Source organism: Streptomyces sp. A5-4, from assembly GCF_051131715.1.
Lineage (GTDB): Bacteria > Actinomycetota > Actinomycetes > Streptomycetales > Streptomycetaceae > Streptomyces.
The window spans coordinates 1,108,722-1,128,807 of record NZ_CP178591.1; the positions used below are offsets into that span (position 1 = coordinate 1,108,722).

General features: G+C 71.6%; 20 protein-coding genes and 7 tRNA genes. 12 read left to right on the plus strand and 15 right to left on the minus strand.

The window, feature by feature from the left end; translation table 11 throughout:
- The first annotated feature begins 126 nt into the window (after positions 1-126).
- Positions 127-1,797, plus strand: coding sequence for a hypothetical protein (locus ACLLJJ_RS05060; RefSeq protein WP_434588049.1), 1,671 nt, complete (start codon positions 127-129; stop codon positions 1,795-1,797).
- Between the two features lie 13 nt (positions 1,798-1,810).
- On the opposite strand, the gene ACLLJJ_RS05065 is transcribed toward ACLLJJ_RS05060, so the two are convergent.
- Entirely contained in the window at positions 1,811-2,383 is a 573-nt protein-coding gene (locus tag ACLLJJ_RS05065; RefSeq protein ID WP_434588050.1) for an HIT family protein, read from the minus strand.
- Positions 2,384-2,449: 66 nt separating this feature from the next.
- Between ACLLJJ_RS05065 and ACLLJJ_RS05070 the strand changes: the two genes are divergently transcribed.
- Positions 2,450-3,124, plus strand: coding sequence for a potassium channel family protein (locus ACLLJJ_RS05070; protein ID WP_434588052.1), 675 nt, complete (start codon positions 2,450-2,452; stop codon positions 3,122-3,124).
- A gap of 46 nt (positions 3,125-3,170) precedes the next feature.
- Here the strand turns inward: ACLLJJ_RS05070 and thrS are convergent, their stop codons facing one another.
- From thrS to ACLLJJ_RS05085, 3 genes are all read right to left on the minus strand, one after another.
- Positions 3,171-5,147: a threonine--tRNA ligase gene (gene thrS, locus ACLLJJ_RS05075; protein ID WP_434588054.1), complete on the minus strand. Its 1,977-nt coding sequence runs from the start codon at positions 5,145-5,147 to the stop codon at positions 3,171-3,173.
- Between the two features lie 128 nt (positions 5,148-5,275).
- Positions 5,276-6,517 carry a hypothetical protein gene (locus ACLLJJ_RS05080; protein WP_434588055.1) on the minus strand — a complete coding sequence of 414 codons (1,242 nt, stop codon included), beginning with the start codon at positions 6,515-6,517 and terminating at the stop codon, positions 5,276-5,278.
- Complete coding sequence (locus ACLLJJ_RS05085) at positions 6,517-7,083, minus strand: DUF4365 domain-containing protein (protein ID WP_283520674.1); 567 nt, start codon at positions 7,081-7,083, stop codon at positions 6,517-6,519. Before ACLLJJ_RS05085 ends, ACLLJJ_RS05080 begins: the two co-directional genes overlap by 1 nt.
- Before the next feature lie 173 nt (positions 7,084-7,256).
- On the opposite strand from ACLLJJ_RS05085, the gene ACLLJJ_RS05090 reads away from it, so the two are divergent.
- Positions 7,257-7,982: a 3'-5' exonuclease gene (locus ACLLJJ_RS05090; protein ID WP_434588056.1), complete on the plus strand. Its 726-nt coding sequence runs from the start codon at positions 7,257-7,259 to the stop codon at positions 7,980-7,982.
- A gap of 49 nt (positions 7,983-8,031) precedes the next feature.
- On the opposite strand, the gene ACLLJJ_RS05095 is transcribed toward ACLLJJ_RS05090, so the two are convergent.
- Positions 8,032-8,103: transfer RNA gene (locus ACLLJJ_RS05095), tRNA-Val, on the minus strand.
- A 39-nt stretch (positions 8,104-8,142) separates the two neighbouring features.
- Complete coding sequence (locus ACLLJJ_RS05100) at positions 8,143-8,586, minus strand: SRPBCC family protein (protein ID WP_434588057.1); 444 nt, start codon at positions 8,584-8,586, stop codon at positions 8,143-8,145.
- A 91-nt stretch (positions 8,587-8,677) separates the two neighbouring features.
- Between ACLLJJ_RS05100 and ACLLJJ_RS05105 the strand changes: the two genes are divergently transcribed.
- Complete coding sequence (locus tag ACLLJJ_RS05105) at positions 8,678-11,176, plus strand: SCO7613 C-terminal domain-containing membrane protein (RefSeq protein ID WP_434588058.1); 2,499 nt, start codon at positions 8,678-8,680, stop codon at positions 11,174-11,176.
- An 83-nt stretch (positions 11,177-11,259) separates the two neighbouring features.
- Here ACLLJJ_RS05105 and ACLLJJ_RS05110 read toward each other — a convergent pair.
- Both ACLLJJ_RS05110 and ACLLJJ_RS05115 read right to left on the minus strand, forming a co-directional pair.
- Positions 11,260-11,331 (minus strand) — tRNA-Val (locus ACLLJJ_RS05110).
- Between the two features lie 55 nt (positions 11,332-11,386).
- Positions 11,387-11,842, minus strand: a complete 456-nt coding sequence (locus tag ACLLJJ_RS05115; RefSeq protein ID WP_434588059.1) for a TIGR02611 family protein — start codon at positions 11,840-11,842, stop codon at positions 11,387-11,389.
- Positions 11,843-12,032: 190 nt separating this feature from the next.
- On the opposite strand from ACLLJJ_RS05115, the gene ACLLJJ_RS05120 reads away from it, so the two are divergent.
- Both ACLLJJ_RS05120 and ACLLJJ_RS05125 read left to right on the plus strand, forming a co-directional pair.
- Positions 12,033-12,446, plus strand: coding sequence for an SsgA family sporulation/cell division regulator (locus ACLLJJ_RS05120; RefSeq protein WP_003987206.1), 414 nt, complete (start codon positions 12,033-12,035; stop codon positions 12,444-12,446).
- A 179-nt stretch (positions 12,447-12,625) separates the two neighbouring features.
- Positions 12,626-13,183, plus strand: a complete 558-nt coding sequence (locus ACLLJJ_RS05125) for a CGNR zinc finger domain-containing protein (protein WP_434588060.1) — start codon at positions 12,626-12,628, stop codon at positions 13,181-13,183.
- 79 nt (positions 13,184-13,262) lie between these two features.
- On the opposite strand, the gene ACLLJJ_RS05130 is transcribed toward ACLLJJ_RS05125, so the two are convergent.
- Complete coding sequence (locus tag ACLLJJ_RS05130) at positions 13,263-13,415, minus strand: hypothetical protein (RefSeq protein WP_434588061.1); 153 nt, start codon at positions 13,413-13,415, stop codon at positions 13,263-13,265.
- Positions 13,416-13,688: 273 nt separating this feature from the next.
- Positions 13,689-14,168, minus strand: coding sequence for a hypothetical protein (locus ACLLJJ_RS05135; protein ID WP_434588062.1), 480 nt, complete (start codon positions 14,166-14,168; stop codon positions 13,689-13,691).
- Between the two features lie 157 nt (positions 14,169-14,325).
- Between ACLLJJ_RS05135 and ACLLJJ_RS05140 the strand changes: the two genes are divergently transcribed.
- Positions 14,326-14,838 carry a DsbA family protein gene (locus tag ACLLJJ_RS05140; RefSeq protein WP_434588063.1) on the plus strand — a complete coding sequence of 171 codons (513 nt, stop codon included), beginning with the start codon at positions 14,326-14,328 and terminating at the stop codon, positions 14,836-14,838.
- Between the two features lie 30 nt (positions 14,839-14,868).
- On the opposite strand, the gene ACLLJJ_RS05145 is transcribed toward ACLLJJ_RS05140, so the two are convergent.
- Genes ACLLJJ_RS05145 through ACLLJJ_RS05155 form a run of 3 tightly spaced genes read right to left on the minus strand, consistent with a single transcriptional unit; the run spans position 14,869 to position 17,637 of the window.
- Positions 14,869-15,708 carry a GNAT family N-acetyltransferase gene (locus ACLLJJ_RS05145; RefSeq protein WP_434588064.1) on the minus strand — a complete coding sequence of 280 codons (840 nt, stop codon included), beginning with the start codon at positions 15,706-15,708 and terminating at the stop codon, positions 14,869-14,871.
- 52 nt (positions 15,709-15,760) lie between these two features.
- Positions 15,761-16,582 carry an aminotransferase class IV gene (locus ACLLJJ_RS05150; RefSeq protein ID WP_434588065.1) on the minus strand — a complete coding sequence of 274 codons (822 nt, stop codon included), beginning with the start codon at positions 16,580-16,582 and terminating at the stop codon, positions 15,761-15,763.
- Positions 16,579-17,637 carry a chorismate-binding protein gene (locus ACLLJJ_RS05155; protein ID WP_434588067.1) on the minus strand — a complete coding sequence of 353 codons (1,059 nt, stop codon included), beginning with the start codon at positions 17,635-17,637 and terminating at the stop codon, positions 16,579-16,581. Before ACLLJJ_RS05155 ends, ACLLJJ_RS05150 begins: the two co-directional genes overlap by 4 nt.
- A gap of 142 nt (positions 17,638-17,779) precedes the next feature.
- Here ACLLJJ_RS05155 and ACLLJJ_RS05160 point away from each other — a divergent pair.
- The 5 genes from ACLLJJ_RS05160 to ACLLJJ_RS05180 all read left to right on the plus strand — a co-directional run bounded on the left by ACLLJJ_RS05160 (position 17,780) and on the right by ACLLJJ_RS05180 (position 18,278).
- Positions 17,780-17,852, plus strand: a tRNA-Gly gene (locus ACLLJJ_RS05160).
- A gap of 38 nt (positions 17,853-17,890) precedes the next feature.
- Positions 17,891-17,964 (plus strand) — tRNA-Cys (locus ACLLJJ_RS05165).
- Between the two features lies 1 nt (position 17,965).
- Positions 17,966-18,037, plus strand: a tRNA-Val gene (locus ACLLJJ_RS05170).
- Between the two features lie 38 nt (positions 18,038-18,075).
- A tRNA-Val gene (locus tag ACLLJJ_RS05175) sits at positions 18,076-18,147 on the plus strand.
- A 59-nt stretch (positions 18,148-18,206) separates the two neighbouring features.
- Positions 18,207-18,278 (plus strand) — tRNA-Val (locus tag ACLLJJ_RS05180).
- 97 nt (positions 18,279-18,375) lie between these two features.
- Here ACLLJJ_RS05180 and ACLLJJ_RS05185 read toward each other — a convergent pair.
- Positions 18,376-18,684 (minus strand): zf-TFIIB domain-containing protein, encoded by a 309-nt coding sequence (locus ACLLJJ_RS05185; protein WP_434588069.1) that lies wholly within the window; start codon positions 18,682-18,684, stop codon positions 18,376-18,378.
- Positions 18,685-18,752: 68 nt separating this feature from the next.
- Positions 18,753-19,796, minus strand: coding sequence for a phosphotransferase family protein (locus ACLLJJ_RS05190; RefSeq protein WP_434588070.1), 1,044 nt, complete (start codon positions 19,794-19,796; stop codon positions 18,753-18,755).
- Positions 19,797-20,086 lie beyond the last annotated feature (290 nt).

Consider the following 20,086-nt stretch of genomic DNA (forward strand, 5'->3'; position numbering starts at 1 on the left):
TGCGGTGGGCGGCATTGCACTGTCCCCTGACGGGCAGGGAACACCCGGATACGCTGTGATCCCAGCTCAGCTGGTGTGCGGGGCGCGGTGGTCGGGAAAAGGCCGCAACAGCGGTGGCGTGCGGCGATGGGGGCAGCAGTGGCGAACGACGTATTCGACTTCTCACCTGGAGCGCAGATCCCGCTCCAGGGATCGGCGGGGCAGACCGCGGCGACGCACGCCCTCGCCTCGGCCGCGTACCGCGACAGCCCGCTCGACGACATCCTCAAGGCCAACAGCGAGTGGCACAAGTCCGAAGTGAAGAAGGGCAGGCTCTCGCTCTTCGAGCCGAACCTCGGCGAGGCCTTCTCGCGCGCCGTGCAGGTACGGATGCTCGGCGGCGCCCGCAAGGCGCTCATCCAGTCCTTCGGCACCGAGCCGCAGACCGTCGTCGAGCACTGCCTCGCCGCCACCCGCATCCGCAAGGAGCGCGACAGCAAACTCACCGGCATCACGGTCGCCTTCGGCCTGGTCTTCCTGCCCGGACTGCTGCTCTGGCTGGGCCTGTTCCAGCTGCGGCGCACCATCTCCGGCTCCAAGGACAAGCGGACCGGCGCCCTCGCCACCGCGGCCCTGGTGGCCGCGGGCGGACTCGCCGTGATCTTCCTGGTCAAGCTCCCCTTCACCGGGCTGCCCGCCATCTACCTGCGGGCCATGGTCGTCGCCCCGATCATCGGCTGGCTGTGGGCGAAGCAGATCAGCGAGTCCACCGCCAAGGATCTGCGGGCGCGCTGGCTGGCCCTCCTTGAGGGCGGCAGCGGCGTCGGCGCCAAGGTCCCCGAGGCCGTCCCCAGAGACCCCAACGAGTCCGCCGCCGAGCAGCTGCGCCAGTCGCTCGCCAAGCTCACCGCCGAGCAGCACAGCAACTCGGTCTTCTACGCGGGCCCCAAGGGGATACTGGGCATGGGCACCCGCTGGGGCAGCTGGCACCTCGCGGAGGATCTCAACCCGCGGGAAGCCGGCAAGGAGATCCACGGCTTCCGCAGCTGGGACGTCATACGGGCCATCCACGACCAGCTCCGCATGCTGGAGCGCGGCCCGCTGCACACCGGCGGCTTCCCCGCCCCGTCCGTACGCCACTGGATCGTCGCACCGGTCGGCGAGAACGCGGCCGAGGTGGCGCGGCCCGACGGCCAGAACGTGGACGCCTTCCAGATCAAGGGCCACGAAATACAGCGGATCTGCAACGAGCAGCAGTTCGGCGCCGGCAACCGGCACTACCTGGGCGTGCAGTTCACCCTCTGGGACGGCCAGTTGGTGATCACCATGCTGATCACCGTCACCGTGCTGCACGAGACGCTGCGCATCGAGGTCACGGGCCACGCGCTGGGCCCGGTGCACTCGCTGTTCACCACCAAGCCCAAACCCAAGACCGTCACGGTCAGCAAGACGGTCAAGTTCTGGGAGACCACCGACCGGAATCTGCCGCTGGTCGACGCCACCGAGGTGGTGCGCCTCGCCGTGCGGGCACCGCTCACCTGGTTCCCGCCGCTGCTGGACTTCTTCGGCGGCAAGCTCACCCTGCCCGAGCCGTTCGGCCTGCGGCACGCCTGGGCCGAGAAGCCGTGGCGGCACCGTTTCATGGCCGACGACGCGATGCGGGCCGCCGCGCCCGTGCTGCGCGTGGTGCACACGGCGGCCATCCGGGTCCTCGACGACCACGGCGTGGACACCGAGCGCTTCAGCAACCGCTCGATGATCCTCAGCGGCATGGTCCAGGACCCTTCGCCGAGGAAGGCGGACCTCTACGACGCGTGATGCGGACCGGGTGTCAGGGGGTGTCCAGCCGGGCCACCCAGGCATCGGCCAGCATCTTGCGGGTGTCCCCCAGCAACTGCGGCAGCACCCTGGTGTGACCGACGATCGGCATGAAGTTCGTGTCCCCGCCCCAGCGCGGCACGACGTGCTGATGCAGATGCGCGGCGATACCGGCCCCGGCCACCGAGCCCTGGTTCATCCCGATGTTGAACCCCTGCGCACCGGAGGCCGCACGCAGCGCCTTCATCGCACGCTTGGTGAACTCACCGAGCTCGGCGGTCTCCGCCGTGTCCAGGTCCGTGTAGTCGGCGACATGCCGGTACGGGACGACCATCAGGTGACCGCCGTTGTACGGGTAGAGGTTCAGCACCGCGTACACGTGCTCGCCGCGCGCGATGACCAGGCCGTCCTCGTCGGACTTCGCCGGGATCGAGCAGAACGGGCAGCCGTCGTCGGCGCCCGGACCGGTCGGCTTGTTCTCCCCCTGGATGTACGCCATCCGGTGGGGTGTCCACAGGCGCTGGAACGCGTCCTGAATCCCCACTCCGAGCTGCTGCTCCGGCTCAATCGTCATGGAGTGCAGCATATGACTTGGCTCCCGGTGGCCGTGTCGCCGGGGCGCGGGCCGTGGGTGCGCGGGCATGCTGCGGAGATGGAAGCCGAGCATGCCGCCGAAGCCGACAGCCGGGCCCGGCGCTGGGAGCAGCGCGGTGAGATCCCGCTGTCCGTGGCGTCGCTGCTCTTTCTGGCCGCGTACGCGGTCCAGGTGCTGGCCCACGGGCTGCCGCCGGTCTGGCGGAGCGTGTGCCTGGCCGTGACCGTCGCCTCGTGGGCGGCCTTCGCCCTCGACTATCTGGTGCGCTGGCGGCTGGACGGGCGGCGGCTCGGCTTCGTACGGGCGCACTGGCTCGACACCGTGGTGCTGGCGCTGCCGCTGTTGCGACCGCTGCGCATGGTGCGGCTCTACACGGCGGTGCAGCGCCGCCGCGCGAGACCCCGGCTGAGCCTGCACGCGCGCGTGATCACGTATGCGGGCCTGACGGCGCTGCTGCTGGGCTTCGCCGGCTCGCTGGCCGTGTATCAGCAGGAGCACGGGGCGCCGGACGCCACGATCCGTACCTTCGGGGACGCGGCCTGGTGGGCCTGCGCGACGCTGACGACGGTGGGGTACGGCGACGTGGCTCCCGTGACGCCGCTGGGGCGGCTGGTGGCGGCGGGCCTGATGGGCTGCGGGCTGGCACTGCTGGGGGCGGTGACGGGGTCCTTCTCGTCCTGGCTGCTGCAGACGTTCGCGCGGGAGGACGAGGACAGGCCCCCGGCGGGCTGAGTCGCCCCGCCGGGGGCCTGTCGCGACGTGCGGCCGTACTGCCGGGCTACAGCTGGGTCCGCTCCTCGACGACCTTCGCGATCTTCGCGATGGCCTCGTCGACCGGAATGCCGTTCTCCTGCGTACCGTCGCGGTAGCGGAAGGACACCGCGCCGTTGGCCATGTCCTCGTCGCCCGCGATGATCATGAACGGGACCTTGCTCTTCTGGGCGTTGCGGATCTTCTTCTGCATACGGTCCGAGGAGGAGTCGACCTCGAAGCGCAGCCCCCTGGCCTTCGCCTTCACGGCGAACTCCTGGAGGTAGGGCACATGCGCGTCACCGATCGGGATGCCGACCGCCTGGACGGGCGCCAGCCACGCCGGGAACGCGCCCGCGTAGTGCTCAAGCAGCACCGCGAAGAAGCGCTCGATGGAGCCGAACAGCGCGCGGTGGATCATGACCGGCTGCTGCTTGGAACCGTCCGCGGAGGTGTACTCCAGGTTGAAGCGCTCGGGCAGGTTGAAGTCCAGCTGGATGGTCGACATCTGCCAGGTGCGGCCGATGGCGTCCTTCGTCTGGACGGAGATCTTCGGGCCGTAGAACGCGGCGCCGCCCGGGTCGGGGACCAGCGGGAGCCCCTGCTTCTCGGCCACCTGGCGCAGGGTCTCGGTGGCCTCTTCCCAGGCCTCGTCCGAGCCGACGAACTTCTCCGGGTCCTTGGTGGACAGCTCCAGGTAGAAGTCGTTCAGGCCGTAGTCGCGCAGCAGGCCGAGGACAAAGGTGAGCGTCTTGTCGAGCTCCTCCGCCATCTGCTCCCTGGTGCAGTAGATGTGCGCGTCGTCCTGGGTGAAGCCGCGGGCCCGGGTCAGGCCGTGCACGACGCCCGACTTCTCGTACCGGTACACCGTCCCGAACTCGAAGAGCCGCAGGGGCAGTTCACGGTACGAGCGGCCCCGCGCGTCGAAGATCAGGTTGTGCATCGGGCAGTTCATGGGCTTGAGGTAGTAGTCCGTGCCCTCGTCGAGCTGCATGGGCGGGTACATGCCGTCGGCGTACCAGTCCAGGTGACCCGAGGTCTCGAAGAGCTTCCCCTTGGTCGCGTGGGGGGTGTAGACGAACTCGTACCCCTCCTCCTCGTGCCGGCGGCGCGAGTAGTCCTCCATGACCCGGCGGATGACGCCGCCCTTGGGGTGGAAGACCGCGAGGCCGGAGCCGATCTGCTCCGGGATGGAGAACAGGTCGAGCTCGCTGCCGAGCTTGCGGTGGTCGCGCTTCTCGGCCTCGGCGAGGAACTCCAGGTGCGCCTTCAGCTCGTCCTTCGACGGCCACGCGGTGCCGTAGATGCGCTGGAGCATCGGGTTCTTCTCGCTGCCGCGCCAGTACGCCGCCGCGTTGCGCATGAGCTTGAACGCCGGGATGTTGCGGGTGGTCGGCAGGTGCGGACCGCGACAGAGGTCCTTCCAGCACAGCTCGCCGGTCTTCGCATCCAGGTTGTCGTAGATGGTCAGCTCGCCGCCGCCCACCTCGACGTCCGCGCCGTCGTCCGACGAGGCCGAACCCTTGATGCCGATGAGCTCCAGCTTGTACGGCTCGGCCGCCAGCTCCTCGCGCGCGGCCTCGTCGGTGACGACGCGCCGGGCGAACTTCTGCCCCTTCTTCTGGATCTCCTGCATCTTCTTCTCGACGGCTTTGAGATCCTCGGGGGTGAACGGCTTCTCGACGTCGAAGTCGTAGTAGAAGCCGTCCTTGACCGGCGGTCCGATGCCGAGCTTGGCGTCCGGGAAGAGCTCCTGCACGGCCTGGGCCATGACGTGCGCGGCGGAGTGCCGCAGGATGTTCAGGCCGTCCTCCGAGGAGATGTCGACCGGCTCGACCTCCTCGCCGTCCGCGACGACGTACGCCAGGTCCTTGAGCTCGCCGGCCACGCGGGCGGCGACGACGGTGCGCTCACCGGGGAAGAGCTCGGCCGCCGTAGTGCCCGTGGTCACCACCCGCTCTTCCCGCTCGGAATCACGTTGGATGAACACACGGACGTCTGACACCGGTCACTCCTGACTGAGGGGGCCGCGCATAAGTTGCTGCGCGCGCGATGGCCAATCCTAACGAGCCCCGGCGCCGCATCGCGAAACGGTTTGTTCCCCGCCCTCGGGAGGCGCCCCGGGCGCGCCCCTCACTCGCCGCCGCACGCCTCCTCGAAGAAGTCGAGGTTCTCGTGCAGCGACTTCATCAGCCGGTCCCGCTCCGCCTCGTCCACCTGCACGGGTACCACCTCGCTCGCCCCGGTCAGCCGCCGGAAGCCGCCCCGGCTCTCCAGCTGCCCGTGGACCCGGATCGGCAGGCCCACCAGGTGCGCGTGGCCCGCGGTCCGGTACGCGTCCTCGTCGAGCACCATCCGTACGTGCGCGATCTCCGCGCCCGCCAGGACACGCAGCCGCACCGTGCCGGGGCCGCGCTGCCCCGAGCGCCGCATCCGCACCACCGCGCCCGTGATCCGTACCGGGACGGACGGCTCCCCCAGCAGATAGCGCGCGCCCGCCGCGCGCAGCGCCGGCAGGTCGCCGGGCGAGAACTCCACCGGCTCCGGACACGCCGCGCACCCTTCGGGCACGCCCTCGGCGGGCGACCAGTCCAGAGCGATACGCGCGCCCTCCGAGCCGTGCACCAGCGCGATGACCGCCTCGGTCAGCTCCCGGCTCACTCCCGCGGCGACGGCGGCGTCGAAGGCCTCCATGCCACCCGTCGTCCGCTGATAGTCGGTGGCCTCGCGGGCGGCGTGCAGCGCGTGGTGCAGCCGCACGACGGAGCCGCGTCCCGCCTCGACCGGCACGAACGCGGTGAGCTCGCGCCCGCCGGGCGCGGGCCCGACCAGTACGCCGTCGAGCACCTTCCGCGCCTGCCGCCGGTGCCGCGCGCCGTGGTACCCGGAGCGCTCGCGATCCGCGAGGGCCGCGGCGAGCAGCATCTGGCGCGCCGCGGACCGCAGTTGCTCCTGCACGGTCCACGGGGCCGCTCCGGACGGGCCGTCCGGCACCTCGCGCCGCCAGCGGATCTCGTCACTGGGCACGGCGAGGGAGACCAGCACCTCACGGGCGGACGGCGCGGGACAGCGGGCGAGTGCGACGAGCGCCTCGCCGAGCAGGTCGCCGCTGTCCGGGAACGCCCTGCTCTCCGGTACGAGCAGACTCGTACCGCCGCCACCGGCGGAGCCCGGCGGGGTCCAGCGCGCGTAGCGGCCCGCCGCGCCACCGCGCCGCCGCCAGCCGTGCCGCTCGAGCAGCGCGCCGAGGACCACGGGGTCCACCTGGGCGGGTTCGGGGCCGGCGCCCGCGCCCCAGACTCCGGGGCCCGCGGCCAAGCCGTCGGACACCGTGCTCGGGTGCGGCCGCAGGGGCTCGTCGATCGGCCAGTGCATCAGGGTTTCCCTCCCACCCCGACGCGGGTCATGATCTCGCAGAGGGCTCGGTCGTCGAATATCCGCGAGGTCGGGATCCGCACAGTGGTTCTGCGCCTGCCTGTCACCGGGTGTCCGGCCAGGTTGGTCCAGTAGCAGCAGTGCCGTAGGTCCAGGCGGTCGTGGCCGGCGCGCAGCCAGTCCTCCTGGGTCCTCGGTACGAGCATCACGACCAGGATCTTGTGCACCGAGACCGGGCTGCGGGCCAGCTTCTCCAGATGCGGGTTGTCGAGCACGAAGGAGAAAGCGGGTCCTGCCGGGCGGGGCGGGATCTGGTACGTGCACTTGAGCTGCACCTTGATGGTGACTTCGTCGTCGACCGTGTGCCCGGGAGCACTGTGGCTCACGTGCCAGTCGATTCCGTTGTCCGGGAACGGCTGTGAGAGAGAGCAACCCGCGGCCGCCGCGACCGCGTGCAGATAGCCCACCTGAAGTGTCTCCATGCAGGCAGTGGTGGCGAGTCCGCCGCGCAGCGGTGCGATCCGCTCGGGCAGCAGCCCGCCCGGGTCGGGCTGCGCGAGCGCCATGGCTGACGTGTGCCTTCCGGGCCGTACCGATCAGTTCTCTTTGACGGGCCGTCAACTTCACTCCCCGTCACTTGTGTTGTCTCCTCCCTGCGTACAGCGCAAACGGCCCGGGTATCACCGTTTCGGGCAGGGGACGCACGCCATCTGCCGAAGCAGCAAAGAGGAGTTCCGACATGACGTGCTGGTACGAAGGTTCCTTGGCCGCATTCGACACCGAGACGACGGGCGTGGATGTCGAGGAGGATCGCATCGTTTCCGCCGCCCTCGTCGTCCAGGACGCGCCCGGCATGCGGGTGCGCGCCACTCGCTGGCTGGTCAATCCGGGGATTCCGGTGCCCGCGGGGGCCACCGAGATCCATGGGCTGAGCGATGAGCATCTGCAGCACAACGGCCGCTGGCCCGCACCGGTCGTCGAGGAGATAGCGCGCGCTCTCGCCGAGCAGTGCGCTGCGGGCCGACCGGTGGTCGTGATGAACGCGCCCTTCGATCTGACGCTGCTCGACCGGGAGTTGCGCCGGCACCGAGCCTCGTCCCTGGGGCACTATCTGGATCGCCGTCCGCTGCACGTGCTTGATCCGCGAGTGCTGGACAAGCATCTGGACCGGTACCGCAAGGGCCGCCGCACGCTGACGGACCTGTGCATGCAGTACGAGGTGGAGCTGGACAGCGCCCATGACGCCGCCGCCGACGCGACGGCGTCACTGGAGGTCGTACGGGCGGTGGGGCGTCGGTTCGCCGCGCGTCTGGAGCGGCTCACCCCGGGCGAGCTGCACACTCTTCAGGCGGTGTGGCACGCGGCGCAGGCGCGCGGACTGCAGGCGTGGTTCACGCGCAACGGCTCGGAGGAGTCGGTGGATCCGGCCTGGCCGCTGCGGCCCGATCTGCCGGCCGCGGCCTGAGCGGGACGCGCGAAGGCCGGTCCGTGATTGACGGACCGGCCTTTCCCGGTGGGCGATACTGGTTTCGAACCAGTGACCTCTTCGGTGTGAACGAAGCGCTCTCCCACTGAGCTAATCGCCCGGGAACGCACTGAACCATACAGGGCTCCGCGGGTTTCCTTCAAACCGCGAGCAGGGCGGCGAGACCGCGTCGCCCGCCTCGCATCATCAGCGCGTGATTGGCGATGAAGAAGGGGCGCCCCGGTACGGCGAGCCGTCGCACCAGCGGCTTTCGCACCTCCACTTCCTGCTCGTAGAGGGCGCGCGTGCCCGCGCCGCGCGCCGTCACCGTCCAGCGCGCCCACCCTTCGAGATCCCCGGTCATGGCCGCCTCCAGCACCCCGGCCGCCGGGTCGCGCCGCCGCTCGACGACGGTGACGACGAAGTCGTACGGGAGGAGCGAGCGGAACCGCGCGGTGCCGGTGCGGTCGTCGACCGGGGTCACCTGCCGCACCTGCGGCCACCACAGCGGGTAGTCCTCGGCGCGCTCCAGCGCGGCGTACACGGCGGCGGGCGGGGCGGCCAGGTCCCACACGGTGCGAAAGCGGTAACGACTCCAGTCCATATCCGCAGTCTGCGGGCACCCGGGCGTACTCACCACGGATCTGAGTACCGCAACCCATACCGCGACGTGTGGCACCGGCCACACTCCGACCATGGAAAACGCGCCACCGCCCGCCGAGGAACTGGTGATCCTCGATCGCGAACTGGTCCAATTGGACGCCCGCCGCGCCCAGTTGCTGGCCCGCAGGGCCTGGTTGATCAGCGTCCTGTGGCCACCCGTGCCGCAGGCCCCGCCCTTCGCCCGCGCGCAGACAGTCGCCCCCCTCGGCGCCGGGCACGTGCCGCGCGCCCCCAAGGACACCTCGGCGCCGGGGGCGCAGAATGTGCTGCTGACGCTCGGCGGCCTTCTGCTGACCATCGCCGCGATCGCCTTCACCCTCGTCAGCTGGGGCGACATGGGCATCGGTGGGCGCAGCGTGGTGCTGGGCGCGGTGACCGCCCTGGCCCTGGCGACCCCGGCGCTGCTGCTGCGCCGCGGGCTCGTCTCGACGGCGGAGTCGGTGGCGGCTCTCGGCCTGGCGCTGACGGTCCTCGACGCGTACGCGCTGCACCGGGTGGCGCTGGCGGACGTGGACGGTGTCGGATACGTGGCGGTCGCCTCGGCCGTGCTCGCCGCGCTGTGGACGGCGTACGGTCTGACGCTCGGCCGGCTGCGGATTCCGCTGCCCGCCGCGCTGATCGCCGCTCAACTGCCTCTCCTGCTCTGGTCCCTGGCAGCGGGGGCCGGACCGCTGTCGGCGGTCTGGGCCCTGCTGGCGACGGCCGCGCTCGATGTCGCGGTCGCCCTGTGGACGACGGGCCGTGCCGTTCGCCCGCTCGCCTACACCCTGGCCTGGTTCATGGGCGGGTGGGCGCTGATCGGCGCCGGGGGCATGGCGGCGGCCGCGGGTGATGCCGGCGACGCCCTGCGCCCCGGCGCGCTGCTGCTGGCCGTCGCGGCGCTGGGCCTGTTCACGGCCTGGCGCGCACCCTCCTCGCACGCCGTCGCGCCAGCGGTCGCCGCGGGTCTCGCCGTGATCGCGGCGGTCGGCGGCGCGATCCGCCCCGCCGTGCCCGAAACGTGGGCGGTGCCCGGGTATGTGCTGTGCGCGGTCGCCCTGTTGGCCGTCGTGCGGGCGGGTCTGCCGCGCCCCATGACGCTCGGCCTGGCGGCGGCGGCCGGCGCGGTCGTCGCCGGGGGCGCCGTGTGGGCGCTGCCGCCGGTCGCGGCGACCCTGCTGGGCCCGGTGAACCTGCTGGAGCGGGTCTGGTCGGGGGCGCCCGACGGCATCCGTGAGGCGCTCTCCGGCGAGTTTCCCTGGTCCTGGGCCGCCTTGACCTCGCTGGTCCTGCTCATCGCCGCGGCGGCCCTGGTGACGGCGTACCGCCCGGCCTCCGCCGACCGCGCCTGGCGCCCGGCGGCCGTCTGCGGGGCACTGGCCCTGACCTGGTCGGCGCTGCTCGCCGCCCCGGCCGCACTGGGCTTCGGCTACCCGGCGGCCATGTCGCTGTACGTGCTGCTGACCGCGGCGACCCTCGCGGTGGCGGTGCGCCGCTCCGCCCCGGTCACCCTGCCCGCGGGCGGCGCCCCGGTCCCAGGGCCCCCCGCCACCGTCGCCCGTCCGGAGCCCACAGCGCCGGCGGTCGGCGGCCCGCTCGCCCTGACGGCGTTCGGTTGCGCTCTCGCCACCTCGGCCGCCACCGCCATGCTGTCCCTGGCCTCGGAGGCCGCCACCCTCACCGTCCTCGGTGTCCTGCTCGCGCTGTTCACCGCGTACGCCGCGTACGCCGCCGACCGCGTCACGCCGCTCGTCGGTGTCTGCGCCGCCGTCGTGTACGCGACCGGGCTCACCGCCGCCGTCGCCGCCTCCTTCCACCTGCCGCCCCACCAGGTCGCGTTGGCCGTCTTGGCGGCCCCGGCCGCGGTCGCGGTCCTCGCCGCCCGCCTCCCCCGCAGCCCCCTCACGCTGCCCCTGGAGATCACCGGCGCCGCGGCGGCCCTGCTCGCGATCGGCCTCGCCGCCGGGGACGCGGCCACACTCGCGCTGGTGCTCGCCCTGTGCGGGGTCGTCCTCGCGGGCAGCGCCGTACGGGACGACCGGCGGCCCGTCGGCCACGCCGCCGTGGTGCTGTTCGTGCTGGCCGCCTGGGTGCGGCTGGCCGCGTCCGACGTGGTCACCCCCGAGGCGTACACGCTGCCGGTGACGGTGCCCGCGCTCGTGGTCGGCGTGCTGCGGCGCCGCCGCGACCCGCAGGCCTCGTCCTGGGCGGCGTACGGCCCCGGCCTGGCGGCGACGCTGCTGCCGAGCCTCTTCGCGGCCTGGGGCGACGAGCACTGGCCGCGCCCACTGCTGCTCGGTGCGGTGGCCCTGGCCGTCACACTCACCGGCGCCAGGCACCGGCTGCAGGCGCTGCTGATGCTCGGCGGCGCGGTGCTCGCCCTGGACGCGCTGCACGAGCTCGCGCCGTACGTCGTCCAGGCCGTCGGCGCGCTGCCGCGCTGGCTGCCGCCGGCCCTCGTGGGTCTGCTGCTGCTCGCCGTCGGGGCGACGTACGAGCAACGGCTGCGCGACGCCCGCAGGCTGCGGGAGACCTTGGGCCGGATGCGCTGAGAGGCGGGCGGGGCCGGGGGCCCGGACGGCCGGGAACGACGAAGGCCCGAAAGACTTTTCGTCTTTCGGGCCTTCGGTCCGGGTGGGCGATACTGGTTTCGAACCAGTGACCTCTTCGGTGTGAACGAAGCGCTCTCCCACTGAGCTAATCGCCCGGGCGCACCGCAAACGTTACCCCATGTCAGCGGCTCCCCCGAACCGGAATACGCGCTACTCGTCGATCTTCCAGGGCATCGCGAGGCCGAACTTCCAGACGTAGATTCCGACCAGCACAGCGATGATCACCAGGCCGATCGTGGTGAGGATGATGTTGCGTCGGCGGACCTTGGGGTCGAGTGCCTTCTGCGCCGCCGTGGTCACCTTGTGCTTCGTCCAGCGCAGCACCAGCTGGGCCCAGACGAACTCGGTGGCCCAGATCGCCATGCCACCGAAGATCACGAGCCATCCGGGCCCCGGCAGCGGCAGCATGACGACGCCCGCCACCACGACCGCGAGGCCGATGACGAAAACGCCCACCTGCCAGCTGATGTGCAGCGTCCTGGATGCCTTGATGAACTGCGGCGCGCGGGATCCCAGCTCGCGATCCGCCCCGGTCGCGTCCCCCGTCGCGGGGTCGGCGGCGGCCGGATCGGCAACCTTCTCCCGCTCGTTACTCTCCGCATTCATGGGGCCCAACCTACCCGACCGGACCGCGTCACCGGAATGGCCGTATCGGATGAAGTGCCACTCCGCCGTACGAGGTATCCGAAGGGCCGCAAAACGGTCAGAGGGGTTTACAACGGCACCGTAGGTGGCATGTCGATTTCGCCGACGTGCGAATCCCCGAGCGCACACTGAGCGAAAGGCCCTGGCGCTTATGAACACCACGGTCAGCTGCGAGCTGCACCTGCGCCTCGTTGTGTCGAGCGAGTCCTCACTGCCTGTACCCGCGGGCCTGCGGTATGACACGGCCGATCCCTATGCCGTTCATGCCACCTTCCACACCGGAGCCGAGGAAACCGTCGAGTGGGTGTTCGCCCGCGACCTCCTCGCCGAGGGCCTGCACCGGCCCACCGGTACCGGCGACGTCCGAGTCTGGCCGTCCCGCAGCCACGGTCAGGGCGTTGTCTGCATCGCCCTGAGCTCCCCGGAAGGAGAAGCGCTTCTCGAAGCTCCGGCGCGAGCTCTCGAGTCGTTCCTGAAGCGGACGGATGCCGCGGTGCCACCGGGCACCGAGCATCGTCACTTCGATCTCGACACCGAGCTCTCCCACATCCTGGCCGAGAACTGAGCCAGGTCGAGAGCCGTTCATCGCCGTCCGACTCGGGGCGACGGCGCGGAGCGAACAACCGCACAAGGCAGACACCGGCGCCGCCTCCACGGAATCCACCGTGGGGGCGGCGCCGCTGCGCCCGCTAAAGTCGGCCAGCATCGGCGGGCGCCCGCCCGCGGCAGGCCAGGGAGCAAATCGTGCTGATCCCCCACGACACCCGGCGCGCCCTCGACGTCGTCGTCGATCTGGTGAACACGGCGGCGGAGGGCGGACAGCCCGACCGGCTCGCAGACATCGAGGCGCTGTACGGCTTCGTAAGGCTCCACGACGTCAGCGACGTGGGAGAGCTCGGCGCGCTGGATTTGAAGGCCGTACGGGACGTGCGAGCGCGGTTCGCGGAGGCATTCGCGGCGGAGGACGCCCACGCCGCGGCGGAACTCATCAATCAACTGGTGGCCGCGGCCGGCACCACGCCCCGGCTCACCGACCACGACGGCTTCGACTGGCACGTGCACTACTTCGCCCCCGGCGCCTCGGTCGCGGACCACCTCGCGGCGGACTGCGGGATGGCCCTGGCCTTCATCGTGGTCTCCGGCGAGCAGGAGCGACTGCGGCGCTGCGAGGCCCCGGACTGCCGGCGGGCCTTCGTCGACCTGTCGCGCAACCGCTCGCGCCGCTACTGCTCCAGCCGCACCTGCGGGAACCGGCTGCACGTGGCCGCGTACCGGGCGCGACGCAAGGAAGCGGCGGGCTGAGCCGAGGCGCTCCCCCAGCCCACCACGGGCGCCCCACAGCGGTGGGACTCACAGCGGTGGGACTCACAGCGGCCCGCACTCAAAGCAGTAAGAGATCGTGCACAGCCGCCGCCAGAAGCAGCGAGCCGATCACCCCGAGGAAGATCATCAGGGGTGGCTGGGAGAGCGCGAAGAGGCAGCCGCGCGGTTCTTCGGTGGGGGCGGGGGCTTCGCCCCGGGAGGTGTCCAGCATCTCGGTGCGATGATGACGCAGTACGGGCACCCTCGATGACCAACACGCCCGCTCGCGGGGGGAGTTCGCCGGATCCACGTCTGCCCGTAACCCATGCGGGATCACTTCGCTCTGCGCGGTGCCCGACTTTGACAGGTCCTGTCCGGTAGCGGGCGGATTCCGCGCCGGTTTCAGCCCCGCCCCTGACAGGTCCCGCACGCCGCTTTCAGGCCCGCGCCTCGGATCCCAGCGCTCGGATCCCGCGCCTCAGGGTCCGTGCGCAGATCCCGCGCCTCAGATCCCGTGCTTCTTCAGAATGGCTTCGATGTCGCTGAAGTCCTCGGCCGGCGCGGCGGCCTTCGGCTTGCTCCTGGGCTCCGCCGCGGGCCGGCCCTGCGGCTGCGCGGCCTCCTGCCGTCCGGGCAAGGAAGACGGGCCGAGCGACGGTGCGGACGCCTGCGGGGCCACCGCCTCGCGCTGCGCCGCCCGCGCGGCCCTGCGCTCCTTGCGGGTGCCGCCGGTGCGGCGCTCGACGGCCCTGGTCGTCATGAAGAGCAGCCAGGCGAGCCCGAGCACCCCGAAGCCGACCCACACACTCGGCTTGAAGGCGATGCCCGAGACCCACTCGACGACCCCGGTCATGACCAGGCCGACCGGGACGAGCGAGTAGGCGGCGATACGGGTCGCGGCCAGGAAGCGCTTGCGGTACGCGGTGATCGCGGCGATGCCCAGGCCGGCCGCGGACACCGCGGAACAGACGGTCTCAGCCAGCATCCGGTCCTCCAGCCTCAGGGATAACGTTTCCCCTCCATCCTGCACCGCCGGGGCCCACCGGGGCCACGCCCCCCGTGCCACCTCAGGGAGATCTCCGGGCCAAGGTCATCCCCAGGTCCCGGTGGGAACGCGCCCGCGGGGCTGGGAGACTGACCCCATGAGCGACTCCTCCCCCGCCCGCACCGTCGTCCTCGACCTCTGGTGCGAGCTCCAGTGCCCCGACTGCCACACCGCCCTGGACGACGTGAACGCGCTGCGCGAGCGCTACGGCGACCGTCTGGAGCTGCGGCTGCGGCACTTCCCCCTCGAAAAGCACAAGCACGCGCACGCCGCCGCGCAGGCCGCCGAGGAGGCCTTCGAGCAGGGCAAGGGATGGCCGTACGTGGCTGCGGTGCTCGCCGGGACCGGGGAGCTGGCGAAGAAGGGCGAGCCCTTCCTGGTGGCGACCGCGGGTGAACTCGGTCTGGACGCCGAGGAGTTCGACACCGCGCTGATCGACGGGCGCCACATGCTGATCGTCGACGCCGACCAGGCCGAGGGCAAGGCCATCGGCGTGACCGGGACACCGACGTACGTCATCGACGACCAGCGGCTGGACGGCGGCAAGAGCCAGGAAGGGCTGCGCGGGCGCATCGAGGAGATCGTCGACCACCTGCTCGCCCAGGCCTGAGCCGCGGACCTCCGGACCCGGGTCCGGAGGTCAGAGCAACTGCTTGTAGAAGTGGCGCATCTGCGGCTCGTACCCCAGCGACTCGTACAGCCGCAGAGCGGGGACGTTGTCCGCGTAGACGTTGAGGCGGATCTGCTCCGCTCCGGCGTCGAGCGCCCGCTGCTCGGCGAGCAGCATCAGCGAGCGGCCGTGCCCCCTCCCCCGGTACGCCGCGGCGACCTCCACGTCGAAGACGAAGCCTCCGGTGCGGCCGAGGAACGGGTGACGCAGTGCCAGCCAGAGCGTGCCCAGGACCGCGTCGTCGCGGGTCAGGACACCCAGGTAGGTGTCGGGGGTGGCGAGACCGTCGGCCAGGGCGTCGGCGTGGTCCGCGTCGGCCTTGGCCCGCGCCGCCTTCTCGGGGAATCCGCGCCGAGTCAGTCCCTGTACGTAATTGACCCTGGTGCGGGCCAGCCAGGCGTCGAATTCGCCCTGTGTCATCGCTCTGGCCGAGATGCCGGTGGGCAGTTCGGGGGCCGGCCCGGACAGTGGTCTACCCATGTTGATGTTGCGTTCGGTGTAGCCGAGAGCGGCCACCAGCCGCAGCGCCGCCGCGGCCCCGGCCGGGACCGAGATGTCCACCCGGTCGCACCGCCAGCCGCGCAGCACCTCCTCGGCGGCGAGCATGGCGACCGTCGCCCTGCCCCGGCGCCGGTCGGACTCGTCGACCGCGAGTGCGGCGATGCGGCCCGCCCCGGCTCCGTGGCGGACCTCGGTGACGAGTTCGATCGTGCCGACGGGGCGGCTGTTCACGCACACCTCGTAGCGGCGCGACTTGGCGCCGTCGGCGCCCTGCTGAAGCGGCACGGTCGGCCGCAGAGTTGTGGTCATCACGGGAGTTCTACCCGCCGCGACACCACTCGTCATCCGATTTCGCGGCGCTCTACGGGTCCAGGTCCGAAGCGGCCCGCTCGGCGAAGACCCGCATGGCCTTGGTCGTCACGGGCCCCGGGGCGTCGGGCAGTTGCCGCGCGTCGACCCGGTGGACCGCCTGCACGTCGCGCAGGGTCGAGGTCAGGAAGATCTCCTCGGCCCGTTCCAGCACGTCCAGCGGCAGGTCCGCCTCCTGCGCGCCCACCCATTCGACGGCCAGCGCCCGGGTGATCCCGGCAAGGCAGCCGCCGGAGACGGGCGGGGTGTACAGCTCTCCGTCGAGCACGACGAAGACATTGGATCCGGTGCCTTCGCAGAGCTGCCCGACGGTGTTCGCGAACACCGCCTCGGAGGCACCCTGTTCGTGGGCGCGGGCGAGCGCGACGACGTTCTCGGCGTACGACGTGGTCTTGAGCCCGGTCAGCGCGCCGCGTTCGTTGCGCGTCCAAGGGACGGTGATCACGGCGGTCGTGTCGGGGCGGCGCCCGGTCTCACCCAGCCCGACGATCAGTGTGGGCGCGGCGTCCCCGCGCTCGGATCCGAGCGGGGAGAGCCCGCCGGTGTACGTGATCCGCAGTCGGCCGAGCTCCATCGGGTTGGCGGCCAGCACCTCGGCGCAGGCGCGGCGCACCTCTTCGAGGTCGGGCTCGGGCAGGCCGAGCCCGCGGGCCGAGCGCACCAGCCGGTCGAGGTGGCGGGTGAGGGCGAAGGTCCGCCCCCGGGTCGCCTTCACGGTCTCGAAGATGCCGTCCCCCACGGTCAGACCGTGATCGAGTGCGGACACCCGGGCGGTCTCGGCATCCCGCAGTCCGCCGTTGACCCAGAGCTTCATGACGCGGTCCTTCCACTTGCCCGATACGTCCCCGACGCTATCGCGAGCAGCCTGCTCGCCTTCAGCTCGGTCTCCTCCCACTCCCGCTCGGGGTCGGAGCCCCAGGTGATGCCGGCCCCCGTACCGAATCGCAGGACCGGGCCGCCGGGGTCGGTGCGGTCGATCCAGAACGTACGTATGCCCACCGCGAGCTCGCCGGTGCCCCGGTCCGCGTCGACCCAGCCGATGCCTCCGCAGTACGGGCCGCGCGGCGCGGTCTCCAGCGCCTCGATGATCCTCAGCGCGCTGCTCTTGGGCGCGCCGGTCACCGAGCCGGGCGGGAAGGTGGCTGCCAGCAGAGGGGCCCAGCCGGTGTCGGAGGTGAGCTCGGCCCGCACGGTGGAGACGAGGTGGACGAGGCCGGGGTGGGGCTCGACGGCGCACAGCCGGGGCACGGTGACCGAGCCTGCGACGGCGACCCGCCCCAGGTCGTTGCGGACCAGGTCCACGATCATCACGTTCTCCGCGTGGTCCTTCTCCAGAAGGTCCCCGGCCGTCCGCCCGGTGCCCTTGATCGGCCCGGATTCGACGGCCCGCCCGTCCCTCCTGAGGTAGAGCTCGGGGGACGCGGTGGCGATCTCCACTCCGTGCGCGGGCAGTCGCACGGTGCCGGCGTACGGCGCCGGATTGCCGCGGGCCAGCAGTGCGGCGAGCGCGTCGATGTCGGCGGTGGCCGGACGCGGCAGCGGGGCCGTCAGGACGCGGCAGAGGTTCGCCTGGTAGACCTCGCCGGCCGCTATGTGCTCACGGATGCGGCGTACCCCGGCGGTGTACGCCGCCCGGTCCATGGAGGAAATCCAGTCACCGGCGTCGGGCCCGTGCCACCGGCCCGGCACAGGGGCGGGCTGCGCTTCCCTCCGTACGTCGCCGAAGCGGGCGCACAGGAGCCGGCCCTCGAAGTCCGCGGTGACGGCCCAGAAGCCGGCGGAGTCGAGAGCGGCTGCGTCGCTGGTCACATCGCGCAGGTCGGAGGCGACGAGGCCGCCGAAGCGGGCCAGGGGAGGGAGGTCGTGCACGGCTGCGAGTCTATGGTGGGTGGCGTCGTGATGCCCTCGGGGTGAACACAGCGCAGCACGCTGCACAAACGCGTTTTTGTGCTGGCCCGGGAATCCGCTAGAGTTCAACACGTCGCCGGGACAAGGAAACGCCCCGAGACAAGCGGACGTAGCTCAGTTGGTAGAGCGCAACCTTGCCAAGGTTGAGGTCGCCAGTTCGAACCTGGTCGTCCGCTCGGTGTGGGAATCTTCCCGACTCCCCGCACGCACTCCTGGTGGAGTGGCCGAGAGGCGAGGCAACGGCCTGCAAAGCCGTCTACACGGGTTCAAATCCCGTCTCCACCTCCAAGGACGATTAGCTCAGCGGGAGAGCGCTTCCCTGACACGGAAGAGGTCACTGGTTCAATCCCAGTATCGTCCACTGGATACACGGCCGCAGTCGGCCGGGTTTCCGTACCCGCACGATTAGCTCAGCGGGAGAGCGCTTCCCTGACACGGAAGAGGTCACTGGTTCAATCCCAGTATCGCGCACGCAGTTCGCACCATCTGTGCCTGTAGTACGTGCAGTACCTGTATCTTGTGAACGTCCCGCGCGATTAGCTCAGCGGGAGAGCGCTTCCCTGACACGGAAGAGGTCACTGGTTCAATCCCAGTATCGCGCACCGACAAGAAGCCCCCGGCCGTCTCGACGGCCGGGGGCTTCTTCATGTCCTGGTCACGGCTCACGGCTCATGCCCTGGTCACGGCTTCACACCCTGATCAGGAGGAGAACAGCATCCGGCCGAAGCCCTTCTGGCGGTGGTGACCGTGCTGGCCGTGGTGGCCGTGCTGCGGGGCACCCCAGGCGGGCGCGGCGGGAGCCGGGTACGCCTGCGGGGCGGCGGCCGGGTATGCCTGCGGGGCCGGCGGTGCGGGTGGCGCCTGCTGCGACCACTGCGACTCGAGGCGGGTCAGCGACTCGAGCTCGCCGTAGTCGAGAAATATCCCGCGGCAACCGCTGCACTGCTCGATCTGGACACCATTGCGGTTGTACGTGTGCATGGGTGCATGGCACTTGGGACACTGCATGGTCGGCTCAACTCCTCGCCGTCGGTTCGGCATCGCCGGAATGCATGCCCGGCGACGGTCCGCTCACCCTACGACCTGGTCTCGAACTCAAACTCGGGCGGTAGGACCGCGATTCGGCCACAGGCCTCGATCACCATCTCCTCCACCTCGTCCAGGGGACGGTTCTCGGCGGCCGACTTGGCCAGGGCGAGAGCGGCCGTCTGGACCGTCAGGGCGCGGGCGGGGGCGTCGAGTTCGGGCCAGGGGTCGCCGTCCCGGCGCACGGCCGGGCCGCCCGCGGCCCGATAGGCGCCGAGGAAGCGCTCCCAGACCTCGGGCGCCAGGAGGCCCGCGGCGTACCAGGCGGCGGGGCGGGCCAGGTCCCAGGCCGGGTCGCCAAGGCCCATGTCGTCCACGTCGATCAGCAACCAGGGCCCTTCGGGGACGGGATGGCGGACGAGCTGACCGAGGTGCAGATCACCATGGCAGAGGGCGACGGGGCGGCTCGTGGGGGGTGCGGGGGTCGCGGGGGTCGCGGGGCCAGTGGCGGGATCGGGGCTCGCCGGGGCTTCGTCGCGGGCCCAGGACGGGAGCCGGGCCCAGGCCCGGAGCACGGAGGCGGTGGCCGGGTGGGGGCCCGCCGCGCGCATACGTGCGACGGCGCGGGCCGCCTTCGCGGGGCCGCGCATCGCGGGCAGTGGCCCGGCAAGCGCACCCGGGGGCACAGCGTGCAACCGGGCGAGGAGGGCCCCGGCGTCCTCCCAGGGCGCGGAATCGGGGTCACCGGGGTCGACGGGGCGCCCGTACGGCCACAGGCTCAGGGGCCGCCCGTGCACCATCGTGGTGAGTGCGCCCCGCGCCGCCGGCACCGGCAGCGGAGGCAGCAGGATGCCCGCGAGGAGCGGATCGGCGGCCATGGTGACGCGGGCCGCGAGTGCGGGGACATCCGTGTCCGGCGCGTGCGACTTGGCGACGACCTCCCCATGACGTACGACCATGCCGTCCGGCCGGTCCGCCAGTACGTCCGGCCGCGCACAGCCACAGGGGGCCGCGGCGCGGCGGGTGCGTGGCGCGGGCACGGCCGCGACGTCGTGGGCGACGGCGGCCAACGCTTGCACGACGGATACGGTCACGGCGGCGTTCTCCCCCAGGGTGCGGATGCGGATGCAGGTACATACGGAATGCGGATGTGGACGCGAATGTCCGGATGCCGCCCGGGAGCCTACGCGCCGCGGCTACAGCTTCTCCCCCGAGGCCGCGGCGGGAGGGGCCGGCGCGAAGGCGCATGCGGCGTGGGTGCCCGGAAGGAGCGGCGCTGCCGGAAGCCTCCGTGAACCGTCCTGCCGAAGGCGGCCCCGAGGCCCATCCCGGCCGAGGGGCGACGTCGGGCAGGCGAGGGCAGCTGCCGGGTGGGGCGCCCACG